Genomic DNA, 15,088 nt, shown 5'->3' with positions numbered 1-15,088 from the left:
ATCGTGCCTAGATAGGTGGAAAACCAGACATTTTCCGGCCTCTCCATACCTATAGATGTTGCTAGGATTTAAATATTTTTCTGTGTTGCCTTTCCTCGTCCCAAGTTTAGCCGTCTATGCTGAAGCTTTTGCTTTTCCTTGAGGGACGAACCCTATGGCCTCTCTGGAGCGCACAGCCTATCCGAAGCTGCCAGCGCACCTGTCGACGAAAGAACTTCATCAGTGCTATTCGCTCTCAGAATTTGAGCTCGAATGGCTCTCTAGAACGGCTAAAAGCCCTGCTCTTACCATTGGGTTAGCCGTTCTGCTGAAAACATTCCAACAGCTTCATTACTTCCCCAGTCTTGAAGAGATTCCAACTGAAATCGTCAATCATGTCAGGTCTTGCCTCCGTTACGGGGTTCGTATAGCGCCTCGTTATGCGAACCCCCGAACCTTGTATCGCCATCAAACAGCTATCCGTCAATATCTACAGATCACCCCGTTTTATGGGAGCGATGCTCTGAAAATTGCCGAGAAAACTGCCCACGAAGCGGCGGAGGTCCTTGATCAGCGCGTTGATGTCATCAATGTCCTGATTGGCGAGCTGCTTGAGCGAGGCTACGAACTCCCGGCCTACTCGACGCTCAATGACGCAGCTGAAGACGCCCAAGTTGCTCTCCAGGAAAAGATTTTCAATCGAGTCGTCGATAGAGCTCCGATAGATGTGATCTACCGTCTCAGAGAGCTTCTTGACACCGATTTCGGTCGTTGCCAAAGCGATTTCAATGCCCTGAAGCAGGTCCCCAAGAAGCCCTCTCGCAAACACTTGGAGATATTGATCGACCACTTAAGTTGGTTGGGGGGATTCGGTGACCTCGACGCCATCTTTGAGGGAATCGTTGATACCAAGATTTGGTTTTTTGCGAATCAAGCGGAGAAAACGGATGTTTCAGAGCTTAAGGATTGTTCGCTTCCAAAGCGCTACACTTTGATGCTGGCTCTGATCTACCTGATGCGTGTACGAGCACGGGATCACCTTGCTGAGATGTTCATCAAGCGAATCGCGACGATTCACAAGCGAGCCAAGGAAGAGTTGGAGCAAATCCAGCTACGTCAGCGCAAAAAGCTAGAGTTGCTCGTGGCCACCTTGGATGGCGTGATTCAAATTCTCAGCCAAGAACCAAGTGATCAGGAAGCCGGCAGCTTGATTCGCGAGTATCTGTCTCCCGAAGGGAGTCTTGATCACCTTCGCGAGGCCTGCGCCGAAGTCCAGGCCACAGGCGGCAGTAACTATCTCCCACTACTCTGGAAGCACTTCAAATCCCATCGATCACTGCTGTTCCGCCTGAGTCTTCTGTTGCAACTGGAGCCAACCACCCAGGATCGCTCGCTTATCGAGGCGCTGCACTTGGTCCAGGCCAACGAGATCCTGCATAGGGAATGGATCGACGAGCATGTGGACCTGGCGTTCGCCTCGGATCGTTGGATCAAAGTTGTGCGTCGCGCCGCCAGCGAAGGGCCACCGACCAATCGGCGCTTCCTGGAAGTCTGCGTTTTTTCCCATCTGGCCAATGAGCTTCGCTCGGGTGATATCTGTGTACTTGGCTCGGAGTCGTTTGCTGACTACCGCAAACAGTTACTGCCTTGGGATGAGTGTCTGGCGCGTCTGCCGGAGTACTGCGCAAAGGTTGGCCTGCCGAGTACCGCCAAAGAGTTTGTCGCCAGCTTGAAGGAGCAACTTGAGAGTACCGCTCAGCAGTTGGATGACAAGTTTCCCAGTTGCCGCGGTGATGTGTCGATTAATGAGGCCGGTGATCCTGTGCTGCGCCGAGTGGTCGCCCGTGACATCCCGCCTTCAGCAATCTCGCTACAAACGGCTATCACACAGCGTATGCCTGCCAGGCATGTGCTCGACATCATGGCCAACATCGAACACTGGATTCAGTTCACCCGGCATTTCGGGCCGATGTCCGGCAGCGATCCCAAACTGAAGGAGCCGGCCGAGCGCTACCTGATGACGATCTTCGCCATGGGCTGCAACCTAGGGCCGAACCAGGCCGCTCGCCACCTGGCGGGTAACGTGACCCCGCACATGTTGTCTTACACCAATCGTCGGCACCTGCCACTCGACAAGCTGGATAAGGCCAACCGGGAGTTGGTCGAACTTTATCTCCAGCTCGATCTGCCCAAGCTCTGGGGTGACGGCAAGGCGGTCGCGGCCGACGGGACTCAATTCGACTTCTACGATGAAAACTTGCTCGCCGGCTACCACTTCCGTTACCGGAAGATGGGCGCAGTCGCCTACCGACATGTGGCAAATAACTACATCGCAGTCTTTCAGCACTTCATTCCACCTGGCATCTGGGAAGCCATCTATGTCATCGAGGGCCTGTTGAAAGCGGATCATAGCGTTGAAGTCGATACGGTCTATTCAGACACCCAAGGCCAGTCCGCAACAGTGTTTGCGTTCACCCATTTGCTGGGCATCAATCTAATGCCTCGCATCCGCAACTGGCGCAACCTGGTCATGTATCGGCCCGATCGCTCGGCCAAGTACAAGCATATCAACAGCCTCTTCACTGATACCGTCAACTGGAGCCAAATAGAAACCCATTGGCAGGATCTGATGCAGGTGGCGCTGTCGATTCAGGCCGGCAAAATATCTTCGCCAATGCTGCTGCGTAAACTCGGTTCTTACAGTCGGCGCAACAAGCTCTACCATGCAGCGCAGGAGCTGGGATGTGTGATCCGGACCATTTTCCTGCTCAAATGGATCGGCAACCGAGAGTTGCGCCAAGAAGTAACCGCCAATACCAACAAGATCGAGTCCTACAACGGTTTCTCGAAGTGGCTATCCTTCGGCGGCGATGTCATCGCCGAGAACGATCCAGATGAGCAACAGAAGCGCTTGCGTTACAACGATATGATCGCTTCCTCGGTGATCTTGCAGAACACCGTCGACATGATGCGGATCCTGCAGAAGCTAGCCCGTGATGGTTGGCAGTTTACCGATGAAGACGTATCGTTTCTCAGCCCTTACCTGACCAGCAACGTCAAACGCTTTGGCGAATTCAATCTCAGCCTCAAGCGTCCACCGGAACCCTGGATCAAGGATTCCATTTTCCAGCAGGCCGCGGGTTCAATTCGTGGACAAACGATGCCCAATAACAGAGTTGAGGAGACGAACTGATGCACATTCCACCCGCTTCGTTTCGAGTGACGCCCTACGGCGAAGTGGATGCCGCTGCACTGGACAGGTTGCGAGATAGCTTTGACACCTCCCAGATTCTGCTGTTGGTGGATCGACTGGATACCTGTCTGGCTGAGCTGGGTGGAGTTGTGGCTGTCCGTGATGAGTTGCTGAAGCTCCACGCGATGACCCTAACCCTTGTAGAGGGCGCTCCACTGACTGTACCTACTGAGAATGCCTGCATCTGGTCGGAGGCCGAATCGCTACAACAGGATCTTGAGGCCCTCGCTGGGTGGGTGCATTCTGCCCAAGCAGCGATATCCCCTTTGGTCAATCTAACACCCGACCATGAGCAGTAAGCCCTTGGAAATAGGCAACTACAACGGCGCCGCATGACGTAGGGCTCAGCAAGCATTTCGCAGGAGGTGCTCGACGAAGTTCAATTAGCTTTCGCCGCCTCAGGAGCCCCTATCGTGAGGGACATTTGTACCTTTCCTAGACATGGCTAAAGCAGGCGCTCGACAATACCGCGTATCGCGTCGTCCTCCAACTCAGAGGGGGCGAACCAGGAAAGGTATTGCCACTACATATGCTCTATCTCACGGACGTCCAACCAACCTTCTGCCCCCAGTGCGGAAAACCCATAGAAATCAGACTGCATGGCTGGGAGGCTCAGGATCGGTTTTACAACGCCAAACACCCCTTCCTCTGTGACTGCGGGGCCCGTTACCTAATTGCCGAAGACACGGTGTCCAAGGCCTTCGATGGTGCTGAATCAGTCGGTGGCGATGCGGGTTTCGACCGAGCGGCCAAAGGCAAGCTGCTATCCGAACTCTACGTGATCCTAGGCACACTCGATGCTCCCGAGGACGTGCTCGATCAAGTTTTTGCAGCGGTCGAGGGATACCCTCTGCCGCATTCGACATTGCTACCCTTCAAGACTAAGTAGATGAGCAAGTAAGATTCACTGGTTTGCTGTTTCCAACCCCGAGCAGAAGCGCTACCCCGAATGGCGGCGATCCTTCGGAACTACTGAGGAGGGCGTCGTTTTCGTGCTGGCCTCCATGGCCGGTGACTGCTCTGAACTCCATGTGATGCTCTGCGCCCGCTAAGATTTCGGAGCTGGCGGCGGGTCATCTTCAAAGCTGCCATTACGGTATCGATGGGGGCAGAATTGCTTTCCTCTCTTCGAAGTGTCCATCGGTAAGGTAAATCATTTCGTATGCATTGCAGTCGCCCTGATGGGTGGGCTGCAACAGAATGTGTCCCAGTTCACCCATCTCGACATCGCGCAGTTTGTAAGCGACGGAACCGTCTCCGAGGAACTCCCGATCAACCTTGAGTTCTTTCGGCGACATGGTGGCCTTCTCCAATTCAGGTTGTGAATGCCCACGTCTCACGGGTGATGGCCGCAATGGTGACAGCCAGTGTCTCGGATGGGCCATCAGCGACCAAGCAACGTTGCCATGGCTCAGCCTGAGGGTTGGCCGGGATTCGCGCCAAAACCGCCAAAACAACCTTAAGTAATTGATACTAAAGATCAATCAAGTCAAAGCTCCGAGCACGAAAGCGCTGCTGTAACACATGCGTATACTTTCGTGCCATCCCGTCACCACGACAGCCCTTACCCTTCTCGCTCAGAATTTTTTCTGACCGTAGCACGTCGATGCTGCTCACGAACAAGATCATGGCGTAATTGTCGTAGTAATGCGTCTGCAGGTAGGTGGCGATTGTTGAGGCTGTATCGGCATCGCACACCACCTCAATGCGGATGTTACCGCTCGCCTCCCAGCCGGCATTGCGAACGCCACGACCGCCTTTGCCACGAGCGTCGGTGATGGTGTATCCGTGGGCACCTAACCGCTCGATATCCCGGATCAGAGTGCCCTCGACTGCTGCTTCTGTGACGATGGTCAACAGCTTGCGCGTATGTCCTTCCATTAGTTTCATCCTCCCAGGGACGTGTGCGCCCACACGGCGAGCGCATAATAAATTGGGATACCCACCAAGACATTGAACGGGAATGTGACGCCCAGCGAAGCGGCCAGCGACAAGGTGGGGTTGGCCTCGGGCACCGATATGCGCATGGCGGCGGGTACCGCGATGTAAGAAGCACTGGCGGCCAGCGTGGCAAGCATGGCTATCCCCCCGACGGACAAGCCCAGTGCCAGCCCCAGCCCGATGCCCACTAGCGAAGAAAACAGGGGCATGCCAATGCCAAAGGCAACCAAAAATAGCCCGTACCGGCGTAGGCTGCCCACCTGTGTCGCGGTGATCAAGCCCATCTCCAGCAGGAACAGGGCCAGAATGCCCTTGAAGAGATCGAAGAACAACGGCTTGATCGAAGACAATCCGTCAGGTCCGGCTGCCCAGCCGATAAGCAGGCCGCCGACCAGCAACACGATGCTTTTCCCCAGGAACACTTCATGGGCAACCTCACTCCATCGCGTCTGCCGTGACAGGCCGCGCGCCAGTATGATGCCGACTAGAATGGCGGGAATCTCCAGCAACACCAGAAGCAGTGGCATGTGCTCTTCGAAGGCAATCTGGCGGGAGCCAAGATAGGCAACCGCGACGGCGTAGGTACCGACGCTCACCGAGCCGTAATGAGCTGCGATCGAGGCCGCATCTGCGCGCTTGAAACGGCCCACGTAACGAAGCACGGGAAAGGCAAGCAGCGCCAGGAAAAAGCCCATCGCCACGACGGCCAGCATATCCGGCAGCAAGTCACCGAACGGCTGCTTGGCGAGTTCGATACCACCCTTGAGGCCGATGGAGAGCAGCAACAGAATGCTCACGAACTCGTAAATCGCGGCCGGAAGACGCAGCTCCGAGCGCAGCAGACCGGCGACGAGACCCAGCAGAAAAAAACAGGATAATAGGATCGATTACATTCATTACTGTTCTCTATTTCGTTTCGATGGATGTGAAATTAAGTCGTCGACTAGATTCTCCATATGCATGCAGCGTGATCCTTTGATTAAGGCGGTGATATTGGCATGCAGGGTGTCGCGCAGCGCGGACGCCAACGCTTCGTGGCTCTGGAAGTGCCGCGCGCCCTGCCCGAAGGTGTCAACGGCATGTCGCGACAACTCCCCGAGGGCGAACAATCGGTTGACGCCCGCAGCGCGGGCGGATCGCCCCCGCTTGACAATGCCACTCCATGGCCGTCTCACCCAACTCGGCCATGTCCCCCCAGTACCAGCACCCGCTCTCCCTGGGTGTCGGCGAGCACGGCCAAGGCCGCATGCAACGATGAAGGGTTGGCATTGTAGCTGTCGTCGATCAGTCGGGCGCCGTGCAAACCAACCAGTGGCTGCATCCGTCCCTTGATGGGCTGTACCTCGGCAAGCCCCGCCGCGATCACGTTCGCGGGCACCCCAAGCACCAGCGCCGCGGTAGCAGCCGCCAGGGCGTTGGCAGCATTGTGTCGGCCAGTCAGCGCCAGTTCGATGTCGAGGCCCCCCCCACGGTGATTGGATCACGAGCCGCCCGCCGTATGCCGTGGAATGCCACGCCCCCCTGTACATCGACTTGCGCGCTCGACAGGCTATAACCGATGATCCGACGTCCGTTCGCCAGTGCTGTCCAGATAGGGAAGCAAGGGTCGTCGGCGTTGAGCAGCGCAATTCCGGCGTCATCCATCGCCGCGAACATCTCGCCGTTGGCCCGTGCCGCCCCCTCCGAACCACCAAAGCCCGCGATATGGTCCAGTCCTGCGTTAGTAATCAACCCAAGGGTGGGGGCGGGCGAGGTCGGCTAGCAACGCGATCTCACCGGGGTGGTTGGCACCCAGTTCGATCACCGCGAAACGGTGTCGATCGCGCAAGCGCAATAAGGTCAGCGGAACGCCGATCTCGTTATTGAGATTGCCGTGTGTCACTAAAACCGCAACCGAGGCGGCCCTGCGCAGGATTGCCCCCAGCATCTCCTTAACGGTGGTTTTCCCGTTGCTCCCGGCGACCGCGATCAACGGAATCTCGAATCTGCTACGCCACGCGCGAGCCATCAGCCCCAGCGCCGATACAGTATCGGGCACCACTAACTGGCAGAAATCGGCATGCCCTTGCCGATTGACCACTGCGGCGACCGCACCTCGACGCTTGGCCTCAGTCAAGAAATCATGGCCGTCATGCTGCTTACCCGGCAGTGCAACAAACAAATCGCCGCGCCGCACACACCGACTATCGATGCACACGCCTCGCACAAACGCATCCGGCTCAGGTGTCGTAACACCAAACCAGTGCGCGACTTCGGATAAACGCAACCCTCGGCTATTCATATCCCCTCCTGCGCAGTGTCGTACACATCCGGATGGATCAGCAGTCCCGTGGCAGAGTCTTGAAACCAGGGTGACATCAGGTGCTGCGAGTACCGCGCCAGCAGACTCCGCATCTCGATTTGCGCTTCAGACGAAGGTGCTTCGCTGGGGAATACAGGAATGAAGCGCCCTGACGGCATACCGTCCTGCCACAGGCTGGCTGACTCAATCAACGCGCCCAAGAGATCGCGGCGGGACACCTCGCCGCGGTCTTCTCCGGCTGGCGTCTCAAGCCAGCAAAGCGTCCAGATGGCCTGTAGCCCGACGGTTTCCCTGATGCGAACGGGGCGATAGGCGGCTTGGTTATGCAGCAGTGCGCCCGGAGGTTCCGCCGCCGTGCGCGGATCGATCCATATCCCCAGCAGCGTTTCGAGAACCGTTTCCGGATAGTATTTGCGTCTAAATGAGAAGAAGTCGTTCAGCTCAATACAGCTACACGCCAAATCCTCCAAGCTGCGAACCAGCATCAACATGCTCATGCGCAACCCCGTTCGGCCTGCCTGCCGCCAGCAGCACGCTTCAAGCGATCGCGCACCGCTTCCCACTCCATTTTGGCGGGCGGTAATTCGACTAGAGCACAGTGACAATCCCAGGTATCGATTTCGCGCAGGAGCGCATAAAGCACCTGCCCGTACTCTTTGGGATCGGCGGGCATCATTAGCCAGCGGCAGCCGACCTCGTTGGTTGCCGGCGGATGCATTGACAGAACTGCAACCGATTGTCCGAAGTTCAGAAACGACTGGGCCGCTGCCTCGATTTCCGTCGCATCTATTAGTTGCAGCGGGGTATCCGGGGCGTAATGAGAGGCCAGGCAACCCGGTGCCCGTGGGCCACCGCCCGCGCTCACGGTGAGCAATTCGCCGAGGACACGAGTAAGCACGTTGGGCATCACCGCCCCGGGACGCAGCACGCGCGGGTACTCCCCACTGAGGTCGAGGATGGTGGACTCCAAGCCCACCTTGCACGAACCACCGTCGATGACGCAGTCCACCGCATCTCCAAACTCTGCGATCACGTGGGCTGCCGAGGTGGGGGCTGACGCGGCCGAAGCGGTTGGCCGACGGTGCGGCGATGCCACCGCCGAACGCTTTGAGTAACGCCAGCGCCACGGGGTGATCCGGCACTCGCAGCCCAATCGTGTCTTGGCCACCGGTCACCGCGTCCAGCACGCCCGGCGCGCGCTTGAGGATCAGCGTGAGCGGACCGGGCCAGAAGCGTTCTGCGAGCTTCCAGGCTGAGTCGGGGGATATCCCGCGCCCAGCGCTCGATCTCATCGGCCGCGGCAAGGTGGACAATGAGGGGGGTGATCTGCGGGGCGGCCCTTCGCAGTGAAAATGTTCGCCACAGCGCGCTCGTTGGCGGCGTCTGCCCCCTAAGCCGTAGACGGTCTCGGTGGGGAAGGCTACCAAGCCGCCGCCGCGCAAAACTCCGGCGGCGTACAATATTTCTTCCCGGATACTTCCATACAGCGTCATGCTCAGACTCCAGTGAACGTCAGGGAACTGTGCACTCCGCACGTGACCCAAATTTCCAGCCCCTCTTCCAGGGGTTCGCCCATATCAACTACCAGTGTTTTCGGGGCCATAACTGCACCTTTTCATTTATGTAGATTGTCATCTGAGCCAAGAGCGGGGCTATCTCAAACCCGGCCGAAGAGCCCTGCCAGGCCTTGGCTCGGTCCGCATCAATTCGTTCGTCAGCAACGGAGAACAAGCCCCCGCCACGTCCTTCAGCCGACAGAAAATCACCCTTATCCACTCTGGCATTGCGTGCATAACCAATAGCCTCAAGCGCCAAGGCCGTCGTCCAAACGCTGCAGTTATTCATGGCAACCTCTTACTTGTCGGTGACGGCACCTTCCGATGCGCTGGATACCAGCTTGGCGTACTTGGCCAGCACGCCTCGGGTGTAGAGCGGTGCCGGTTGTGTCCAGTGTGCACGGCGTTCGGCCAGCACGGCATCCGACACAGCAACGCTGATCTCGCGGGTTTCGGCATCGATGGTGATGGCATCCCCGTTCTCGACCAGTGCAATCGGACCGCCATCAAAGGCTTCCGGTGTAATGTGACCGACCACGAAACCGTGTGAGCCGCCGGAGAAGCGGCCATCGGTAATGAGTGCGACTTCCTTGCCGAGCCCCTTGCCCATCACAGCCGAGGTCGGCGACAGCATTTCGCGCATGCCCGGGCCACCCCTGGGGCCTTCGTAACGGATCACGATGACATCGCCGGCGACCACTTCGCCGTTGAGGATGCCGGCCAACGCGGCTTCCTCGCCGTGGTAGACGCGAGCAGTACCTTCGAAGCGCAGACCTTCCTTGCCGGTGATCTTGGCCACCGCACCGGTCGGCGACAGGTTGCCGTGCAGAATGACCAGGTGCGAGTCCTTCTTGATCGGGTTGTCGAAGGGGCGAATGATGTCCTGATCGACCGGATAGTCGGCGACGTCGGCGAGGTTCTCGGCCAGGGTCTTGCCGGTGACGGTGAGCACATCGCCATGCAACAGGCCTGCATCGAGCAGGCGCTTCATCAGCGGCTGGATGCCACCGATGGCGACCAGTTCGGACATCATGTACTGGCCAGAAGGACGCAGGTCGGCCAGCACCGGCGTGGTCTTGCCGATCTCGATAAAGTCATCAAGGGTCAATTTCACACCCACGGCGTGGGCCATGGCCAACAAGTGCAGCACGCCGTTGGTGGAGCCGGCCAGCGCGATGATGACGCAGATGGCGTTCTCGAAGGCCTTGCGGGTCATGATGTCGCGCGGTTTGATGTCGCGCGCGAGCAGTTCCAGCACCTGCTGGCCGGCACGGAAGCAGTCCGAGGCCTTGTCAGCCGAGATGGCGTTTTGCGCGGAGGAGCCAGGGAGCGACATACCCATGGCTTCGATGGCCGAGGCCATGGTATTGGCGGTGTACATGCCGCCGCAGGAGCCTGGGCCCGGAATCGCAGTATCTTCGATCTGCTTAAGCTGGAGCAGGTCGATGTCGCCCTTGGCATGCTGCCCTACGGCCTCGAACACCGAGATAATATCGGTGTGGCCGTAGCCGGGCTTGATGGTGCCGCCATAGACGAAGATTGCGGGTCGGTTCAGCCGTGCCATGCCGATCAGGCAGCCGGGCATGTTCTTGTCGCAGCCACCCACGGCGACCAGACCGTCGAAGCCTTCGCAGCCGACCACGGTTTCGATGGAGTCGGCGATGACCTCACGCGACACCAACGAATACTTCATGCCCTCGGTGCCATTGGCGATGCCGTCCGATATGGTGATGGTGTTGAAGATCACACCCTTGCCGCCGGCCGCATTCGCGCCTTTCTCGGCTTCTTCCGCGAGCTTGTTGATGTGCATGTTGCAGGGCGTGACATTGGCCCAGGTCGAGGCGATGCCGATCTGCGGCTTCTTGAAGTCATCATCCGTGAAGCCGACGGCGCGCAACATGGCGCGCGCCGGGGGCGGCCTCGACGCCATCCACCACCAGGGAGGAATATTTGCGCATGTTGTCAGTGATCTCAGTCATCTCGAAAATCCTTGAAGTGGTTATCGCGAGCATACAGGCATGCCGCGCTGGCTCAACAGGCTGCTAGCAGCGAGCACGTCCCACATCATCTCGCCTGCATAGGCAATGCTTCGATGAGTCTCCACGCAATCGTTCCCCCGGCGCGCAATGGTAGGCCCGTTTCATTCCCGAAACGGACCGTTTCGGGCACAGTCCAACTCTGCTTCTCCAGGGTGATGCTGTCGCTGTTGCGCGGTAGCCGGTAGAAGTCAGGCCCATGGAAGCTGGCGAACGCCTCCAGCCGCTCGAGCGCTGCAGCTTGCTCGAAGACCTCGGCGTAGAGCTCGATCGCAGCGTGCGCGGTATAAATGCCCGCGCAGCCGCAAGCGGACTCCTTGGCGTGACGCGAGTGCGGCGCGCTGTCGGTGCCGAGAAAAAACTTCGGGCTGCCTCCGGTGGCAGCGGCAACCAGCGCGCGACGGTGCGTCTCGCGTTTCAGCAGCGGCAAGCAGTAATGGTGCGGCCACAAGCCCCCCTCGAACATCGCGTTGCGGTTAAGCAGTAGATGGTGCGCAGTGATGGTCGCTGCGAGGTTTTCCGGGGCCTCGCTGACGAAATCGGCGGCCGTAGCGGTGGTGATGTGCTCCAGCACCATGCGCAGGCCGGTGAACTCACGCACCAGTGGTTCCAGATGGCGCTCGATAAACACCGCTTCGCGGTCGAAGGTGTCGACGTCCGCTGAGGTCACCTCGCCGTGCATAAGCAGCGGCAGGTCGTGCCGCTCCATTGCCGCGAGCACCGAGTAGATGCGTTTCAGGTCGCTCACACCGCTTGAGGAGTTGGTCGTCGCGCCGGCCGGGTAATACTTGACCGCATGCACGACACCACTCGCCTTGGCCCGTGCGATCTCCTCGGGCGGCGTGGCCTCGGTGAGGTAGAGCGTCATCAGCGGCTCGAATGACATCCCCGCCGGCAACGCCGCCAGGATGCGCTCGCGGTAAGCCAGCGCCTGCGCCGTGGTTATCACGGCCGGCTTGAGGTTGGGCATGACGATGGCGCGCGCAAACCGCCGCGCCGTGTCGGGGAGTACCGAGGCCAGTACGTCACCATCGCGTAGATGCAGGTGCCAGTCATCGGGGCGGGTCAAGGTCAGGCGCGTCTTACTCATGGATGGCTCCTCAGGGATTGCAGTAGTCGCAATAGCGCGGATCGGCGTATTGCCGGTCGGTGCGCTCGCGGGTCTCGCGATGCGCGCACTTGAGGCATCCATGAACCTCGGCGCGGGTTTCGCGGGTCGGCGCATCACAGTCCGTACAACGCAGCCCAGGCACGCGCTCGACGATCCAGAACCCCGGCGTACTGCAGGCTGGACACAGCGAGCAGAGCTTTTTTGCCAGATCCTCAGCCGCACGGCGGATATTCTCCATACGCGTGGGATTGGCATGGGCGCGCCCGTCGGTTTCGAGAAAAACCCTGCCGCTGGCCGATTGCTCCCGCGCCCAGGCAAAGGCGGCCTCCAGCGTCGCCCAAGAGGCGATGCCTTTGCGAATACGCGGATCGGCCTCGCTGTCAGGACGCAGCACCAGATGGTGCTCGGGAAATCCCGTTTGGTGGGCGAAGGATTCGGCCTCAGCCCAGCTGGCCGTCAGCAGGTGGGCGCTCTTTGCATTGCCCTGGGCGACGCCGACCACCTCGATTGCGCGGATATCGTCTATGAAAATCAGCAATTCCATGTTCCAGGGAAACATTCCCGCGAACGGATCAGGGCCAAAGGAGCCTTCGCTGGCAAGCCCCAGTGGCAGTCCGGAAATCTGCATGCCGATACGCGCCTTCTGGCGCACAGCTTCTATCTGCGAACCAGCACGGGGGATGTCGCGGGTGAAGGTACCTAACAGGTCGGTGTCATACCCGGTGACAAGCTCCACCCTGCAACCGAGCGCGAGTTCCAGCACTGGCGCGAGCACCTTTTCCTTGCCGTGCTGGGTGAGCAGCGCGACGCGCTGACCCCGGTAGAGATGGTGGGTAAAGTGCATATCAGTTTGCTCTGCGCGTGGCGACCAAACTGGCAATTACGCTCGAGCCGATCAAGATCACGACGATGCCGAGCGAAGCCTGCACCGGTACGTGATACCAGGGCGCGATCAGCATCTTGGCACCGATGAAGGTGAGCACCATGGCCAGGCCGTATTTCAGTAGATGGAAACGATCCGCCACGTCAGCGAGTAGGAAATACAGCGCGCGCAGGCCCATGATGGCGAAGATGTTGGAGGTGAAGACGATGAAGGGGTCGGTGGTGATGGCGAAGATGGCTGGAATGGAATCCACCGCGAACACCAGGTCGGTGACCTCGATCATGATCAGCACCAGGAACAGCGGCGTGACATAGCGCACGCCATCCTTGAGCACGCTGAATTTTTCGCCGTGATAGTCTTCGGTAATGCGCAGATGCCGGCGCGCGAACTTGAGAACCGGGTTCTGCTCCAGATCGGGCACTTTCTCCGCCATGACCAGCATGCGTATGCCGGTGATCAGTAGGAAGGCACCGAAGATATAGAGCACCCAGGAATACTCGCGCACCACCCAGGCTCCGGCGAGGATCATGATGGCGCGCATGACAATGGCACCGAGCACACCGTAGATGAGCACCCGGCGCTGGTATTCGGCTGGGACGTGGAAGGCCGTGAAGATCAGCAGGAAGACAAACACGTTGTCCACCGATAGCGACCACTCGATCAGATAGCCGGTGAGAAATTCCAGCGCCTTCTGGTCGGCGATCTCCGGCCCCACCGTGCCGTTCAAATGCCACCACAGGCCGACGCCGAACGCGAGCGCGAGACTCACCCAGGCCAGCGTCCAGGCACCCGCTTCCTTGACGCTCACCTTGTGCGCCTTGTTGCCGCCGAACACGAACAGATCCAGCGCCAGCATGATCAGAACGAAAGCGATGAAGACGGCCCACATCCAGGGTTCGCCGATGGAGATAGTAGGGCTCATATCAAAGTCCTGGGTTGTTTTTCAAAGAGGGCTTTCGCGCATCGCATAGAGCACCTCAAAAATCACGGTGACGACAGTTTCAAACGAACCTCTACCTGGCCACTGCGGTGACGCAGCAGTGAGAGGTCGATAGATTCCTCGCCACGACTGAAGCGGTGTTGCTCGCCCTCGGTGGTAGCGGACATCACCTCTTGGGCATACCCGGCTGCGGCGAAGCCTGCGACGTAGTGCGCCAACACCGCTTCGAATGGCGCGCCCCCTGCGTAGCGCACCTCGACGGTCTGCCCGTCGCGCGCAAAGTGGCTGCGCACCAAGCCGGGGAAACGCGACACTGGCCCGACGTCGTTGCCACTGACGTCATTCGCTGGCAGATCCGTGCCTAGCCCTGGCAACCACTTGCCTGCCTGTTCCTTCACCCCCGCAGGCACCCACTGCTCGGCCTGCTCTCGCAGCCCGGGCGCAACCTGTTCGACCTGGGTCATGGCGTCACCGGCGAAACGCTTGCCCGCGTCGGTCACGACCGACCCCTGAGTCCACAACCAGGACAGGAGCGCAATGCCAGCCCAAACCAGCAGGCCGATTAAAGCAAGCATCACCGCCGCCAGAATCAGCCAGGTGCGCGCCCGTATTCGCTTAAAACTCAATGCCACTTGCGCAAGAAATCCAGGCCTATCAAATCCACTCATATCAACCTCACTGAAACGGGCCATTCAAATGATTGTGGGCACACTGCCACTGGCGCTCCAGCATTCGTCCGGCGCGCTCCACTGCGCGATTGATCGCGATATAGAGGTCTGCCTCGGTGTCTTCGATGGAGACATCGGGGCAGCCCTCGGCACGAATTTGCAGGTAACAGTGGCGATCCTCCCCGCTGCCCCCGCTCACGCCGGACAGGCAGACGGTGATCAGCAGCCCCTGATCCTGAAAGCGACTTAGGGCGAACTGCAACCGTCGCTCTACATGGGCACGCAACTCCTCGGTCAGCGTGATATCGCGGGTCTGGATGTCGATTTGCATCCCATACTCCTTTAACCCCAATGCGGGGTTACATGGGGTAATCCTAGGTTTGCTTCTGCATCAAGAAAAGCAGATTATTCTTTGCGAT

Annotated in this window: 15 protein-coding genes and 4 pseudogenes; 3 read left to right on the top strand and 16 right to left on the bottom strand. The window is 59.0% G+C overall.

Features of this window, described 5'->3' with window-relative positions:
• Nucleotides 1–154: 154 nt before the first annotated feature.
• From JTY93_RS28800 to JTY93_RS28790, 3 genes are all read left to right on the top strand, one after another.
• Nucleotides 155–3,172 carry a Tn3 family transposase gene (locus tag JTY93_RS28800; RefSeq protein WP_126325311.1) on the top strand — a complete coding sequence of 1,006 codons (3,018 nt, stop codon included), beginning with the start codon at nucleotides 155–157 and terminating at the stop codon, nucleotides 3,170–3,172.
• The gene (gene tnpC / locus JTY93_RS28795; protein WP_126325312.1) at nucleotides 3,169–3,531 is read left to right on the top strand and encodes a Tn3 family transposase post-transcriptional regulator TnpC; all 363 of its coding nucleotides are present in this window, start codon (nucleotides 3,169–3,171) and stop codon (nucleotides 3,529–3,531) included. The genes JTY93_RS28800 and tnpC overlap by 4 nt, the downstream gene beginning before the upstream one ends.
• A 230-nt stretch (nucleotides 3,532–3,761) precedes the next feature.
• Nucleotides 3,762–4,121 carry a hypothetical protein gene (locus tag JTY93_RS28790; RefSeq protein WP_126325313.1) on the top strand — a complete coding sequence of 120 codons (360 nt, stop codon included), beginning with the start codon at nucleotides 3,762–3,764 and terminating at the stop codon, nucleotides 4,119–4,121.
• A 202-nt stretch (nucleotides 4,122–4,323) separates the two neighbouring features.
• Here the strand turns inward: JTY93_RS28790 and JTY93_RS28785 are convergent, their stop codons facing one another.
• From JTY93_RS28785 to hpf, 16 genes and pseudogenes are all read right to left on the bottom strand, one after another.
• Nucleotides 4,324–4,530, bottom strand: a complete 207-nt coding sequence (locus tag JTY93_RS28785) for a hypothetical protein (RefSeq protein ID WP_126325314.1) — start codon at nucleotides 4,528–4,530, stop codon at nucleotides 4,324–4,326.
• A 286-nt stretch (nucleotides 4,531–4,816) separates the two neighbouring features.
• Nucleotides 4,817–5,113 (bottom strand): annotated as a pseudogene (locus tag JTY93_RS28780) (P-II family nitrogen regulator); the annotation flags it as partial.
• Nucleotides 5,114–5,118: 5 nt separating this feature from the next.
• A pseudogene (locus JTY93_RS28775) lies at nucleotides 5,119–6,070 on the bottom strand (sodium-dependent bicarbonate transport family permease).
• Nucleotides 6,071–6,344: 274 nt separating this feature from the next.
• On the bottom strand, nucleotides 6,345–6,494 hold the full coding sequence (locus JTY93_RS28770; protein WP_205519057.1) for a glutamate ligase domain-containing protein: 150 nt from the start codon (nucleotides 6,492–6,494) through the stop codon (nucleotides 6,345–6,347).
• A gap of 116 nt (nucleotides 6,495–6,610) precedes the next feature.
• Nucleotides 6,611–6,904, bottom strand: coding sequence for a Mur ligase family protein (locus tag JTY93_RS30240; RefSeq protein ID WP_205519056.1), 294 nt, complete (start codon nucleotides 6,902–6,904; stop codon nucleotides 6,611–6,613).
• The gene (locus JTY93_RS28760; protein ID WP_205519055.1) at nucleotides 6,894–7,454 is read right to left on the bottom strand and encodes a Mur ligase family protein; all 561 of its coding nucleotides are present in this window, start codon (nucleotides 7,452–7,454) and stop codon (nucleotides 6,894–6,896) included. The genes JTY93_RS30240 and JTY93_RS28760 overlap by 11 nt, the downstream gene beginning before the upstream one ends.
• The gene (locus tag JTY93_RS28755; protein ID WP_205477302.1) at nucleotides 7,451–7,972 is read right to left on the bottom strand and encodes a hypothetical protein; all 522 of its coding nucleotides are present in this window, start codon (nucleotides 7,970–7,972) and stop codon (nucleotides 7,451–7,453) included. Before JTY93_RS28755 ends, JTY93_RS28760 begins: the two co-directional genes overlap by 4 nt.
• The gene (locus JTY93_RS30235; RefSeq protein WP_375373795.1) at nucleotides 7,969–8,484 is read right to left on the bottom strand and encodes an L-threonylcarbamoyladenylate synthase; all 516 of its coding nucleotides are present in this window, start codon (nucleotides 8,482–8,484) and stop codon (nucleotides 7,969–7,971) included. The genes JTY93_RS28755 and JTY93_RS30235 overlap by 4 nt, the downstream gene beginning before the upstream one ends.
• 115 nt (nucleotides 8,485–8,599) lie before the next feature.
• Nucleotides 8,600–8,968: pseudogene (locus JTY93_RS30230) on the bottom strand (L-threonylcarbamoyladenylate synthase); the annotation flags it as partial.
• An 88-nt stretch (nucleotides 8,969–9,056) separates the two neighbouring features.
• A complete protein-coding gene (locus JTY93_RS28745; RefSeq protein ID WP_126325320.1) occupies nucleotides 9,057–9,320 on the bottom strand; it encodes a hypothetical protein in 264 nt (87 codons plus the stop codon).
• Nucleotides 9,321–9,329: 9 nt separating this feature from the next.
• A pseudogene (ilvD, locus tag JTY93_RS28740) lies at nucleotides 9,330–11,010 on the bottom strand (dihydroxy-acid dehydratase).
• Nucleotides 11,011–11,095: 85 nt separating this feature from the next.
• Nucleotides 11,096–12,157 (bottom strand): dihydroorotase, encoded by a 1,062-nt coding sequence (gene pyrC / locus JTY93_RS28735; protein ID WP_205477300.1) that lies wholly within the window; start codon nucleotides 12,155–12,157, stop codon nucleotides 11,096–11,098.
• Between the two features lie 10 nt (nucleotides 12,158–12,167).
• A complete protein-coding gene (locus JTY93_RS28730) occupies nucleotides 12,168–13,022 on the bottom strand; it encodes a DUF6671 family protein (RefSeq protein ID WP_205477299.1) in 855 nt (284 codons plus the stop codon).
• A 1-nt stretch (nucleotide 13,023) separates the two neighbouring features.
• Entirely contained in the window at nucleotides 13,024–13,983 is a 960-nt protein-coding gene (locus tag JTY93_RS28725; RefSeq protein ID WP_205477298.1) for a TerC family protein, read from the bottom strand.
• Nucleotides 13,984–14,045: 62 nt separating this feature from the next.
• A complete protein-coding gene (locus tag JTY93_RS28720) occupies nucleotides 14,046–14,576 on the bottom strand; it encodes a hypothetical protein (RefSeq protein WP_205477297.1) in 531 nt (176 codons plus the stop codon).
• A 100-nt stretch (nucleotides 14,577–14,676) separates the two neighbouring features.
• Nucleotides 14,677–15,000, bottom strand: coding sequence for a ribosome hibernation-promoting factor, HPF/YfiA family (hpf, locus tag JTY93_RS28715; RefSeq protein ID WP_205477296.1), 324 nt, complete (start codon nucleotides 14,998–15,000; stop codon nucleotides 14,677–14,679).
• Nucleotides 15,001–15,088 lie beyond the last annotated feature (88 nt).

Source organism: Pseudomonas hygromyciniae (genome assembly GCF_016925675.1).
Taxonomy (GTDB): domain Bacteria; phylum Pseudomonadota; class Gammaproteobacteria; order Pseudomonadales; family Pseudomonadaceae; genus Aquipseudomonas; species Aquipseudomonas hygromyciniae.
Note: the sequence above shows the minus strand (reverse complement) of the source record. Positions and strands in the feature narration are given on the sequence as shown.

Excerpts from the sequence above, each read along its gene's own strand:
- JTY93_RS28800 (WP_126325311.1), top strand. The coding sequence starts at position 155 with ATGGCCTCTCTGGAGCGCACAGCCTATCCGAAGCTGCCAGCGCACCTG.
- JTY93_RS28790 (WP_126325313.1), top strand. The coding sequence starts at position 3,762 with ATGCTCTATCTCACGGACGTCCAACCAACCTTCTGCCCCCAGTGCGGA.
- JTY93_RS28785 (WP_126325314.1), bottom strand. The coding sequence starts at position 4,530 with ATGTCGCCGAAAGAACTCAAGGTTGATCGGGAGTTCCTCGGAGACGGT.
- JTY93_RS28770 (WP_205519057.1), bottom strand. The coding sequence starts at position 6,494 with ATGCAGCCACTGGTTGGTTTGCACGGCGCCCGACTGATCGACGACAGC.
- JTY93_RS28760 (WP_205519055.1), bottom strand. The coding sequence starts at position 7,454 with ATGAATAGCCGAGGGTTGCGTTTATCCGAAGTCGCGCACTGGTTTGGT.
- JTY93_RS28755 (WP_205477302.1), bottom strand. The coding sequence starts at position 7,972 with ATGAGCATGTTGATGCTGGTTCGCAGCTTGGAGGATTTGGCGTGTAGC.
- JTY93_RS28745 (WP_126325320.1), bottom strand. The coding sequence starts at position 9,320 with ATGAATAACTGCAGCGTTTGGACGACGGCCTTGGCGCTTGAGGCTATT.
- pyrC (WP_205477300.1), bottom strand. The coding sequence starts at position 12,157 with ATGAGTAAGACGCGCCTGACCTTGACCCGCCCCGATGACTGGCACCTG.
- JTY93_RS28730 (WP_205477299.1), bottom strand. The coding sequence starts at position 13,022 with ATGCACTTTACCCACCATCTCTACCGGGGTCAGCGCGTCGCGCTGCTC.
- JTY93_RS28725 (WP_205477298.1), bottom strand. The coding sequence starts at position 13,983 with ATGAGCCCTACTATCTCCATCGGCGAACCCTGGATGTGGGCCGTCTTC.
- JTY93_RS28720 (WP_205477297.1), bottom strand. The coding sequence starts at position 14,576 with ATGCTTGCTTTAATCGGCCTGCTGGTTTGGGCTGGCATTGCGCTCCTG.
- hpf (WP_205477296.1), bottom strand. The coding sequence starts at position 15,000 with ATGCAAATCGACATCCAGACCCGCGATATCACGCTGACCGAGGAGTTG.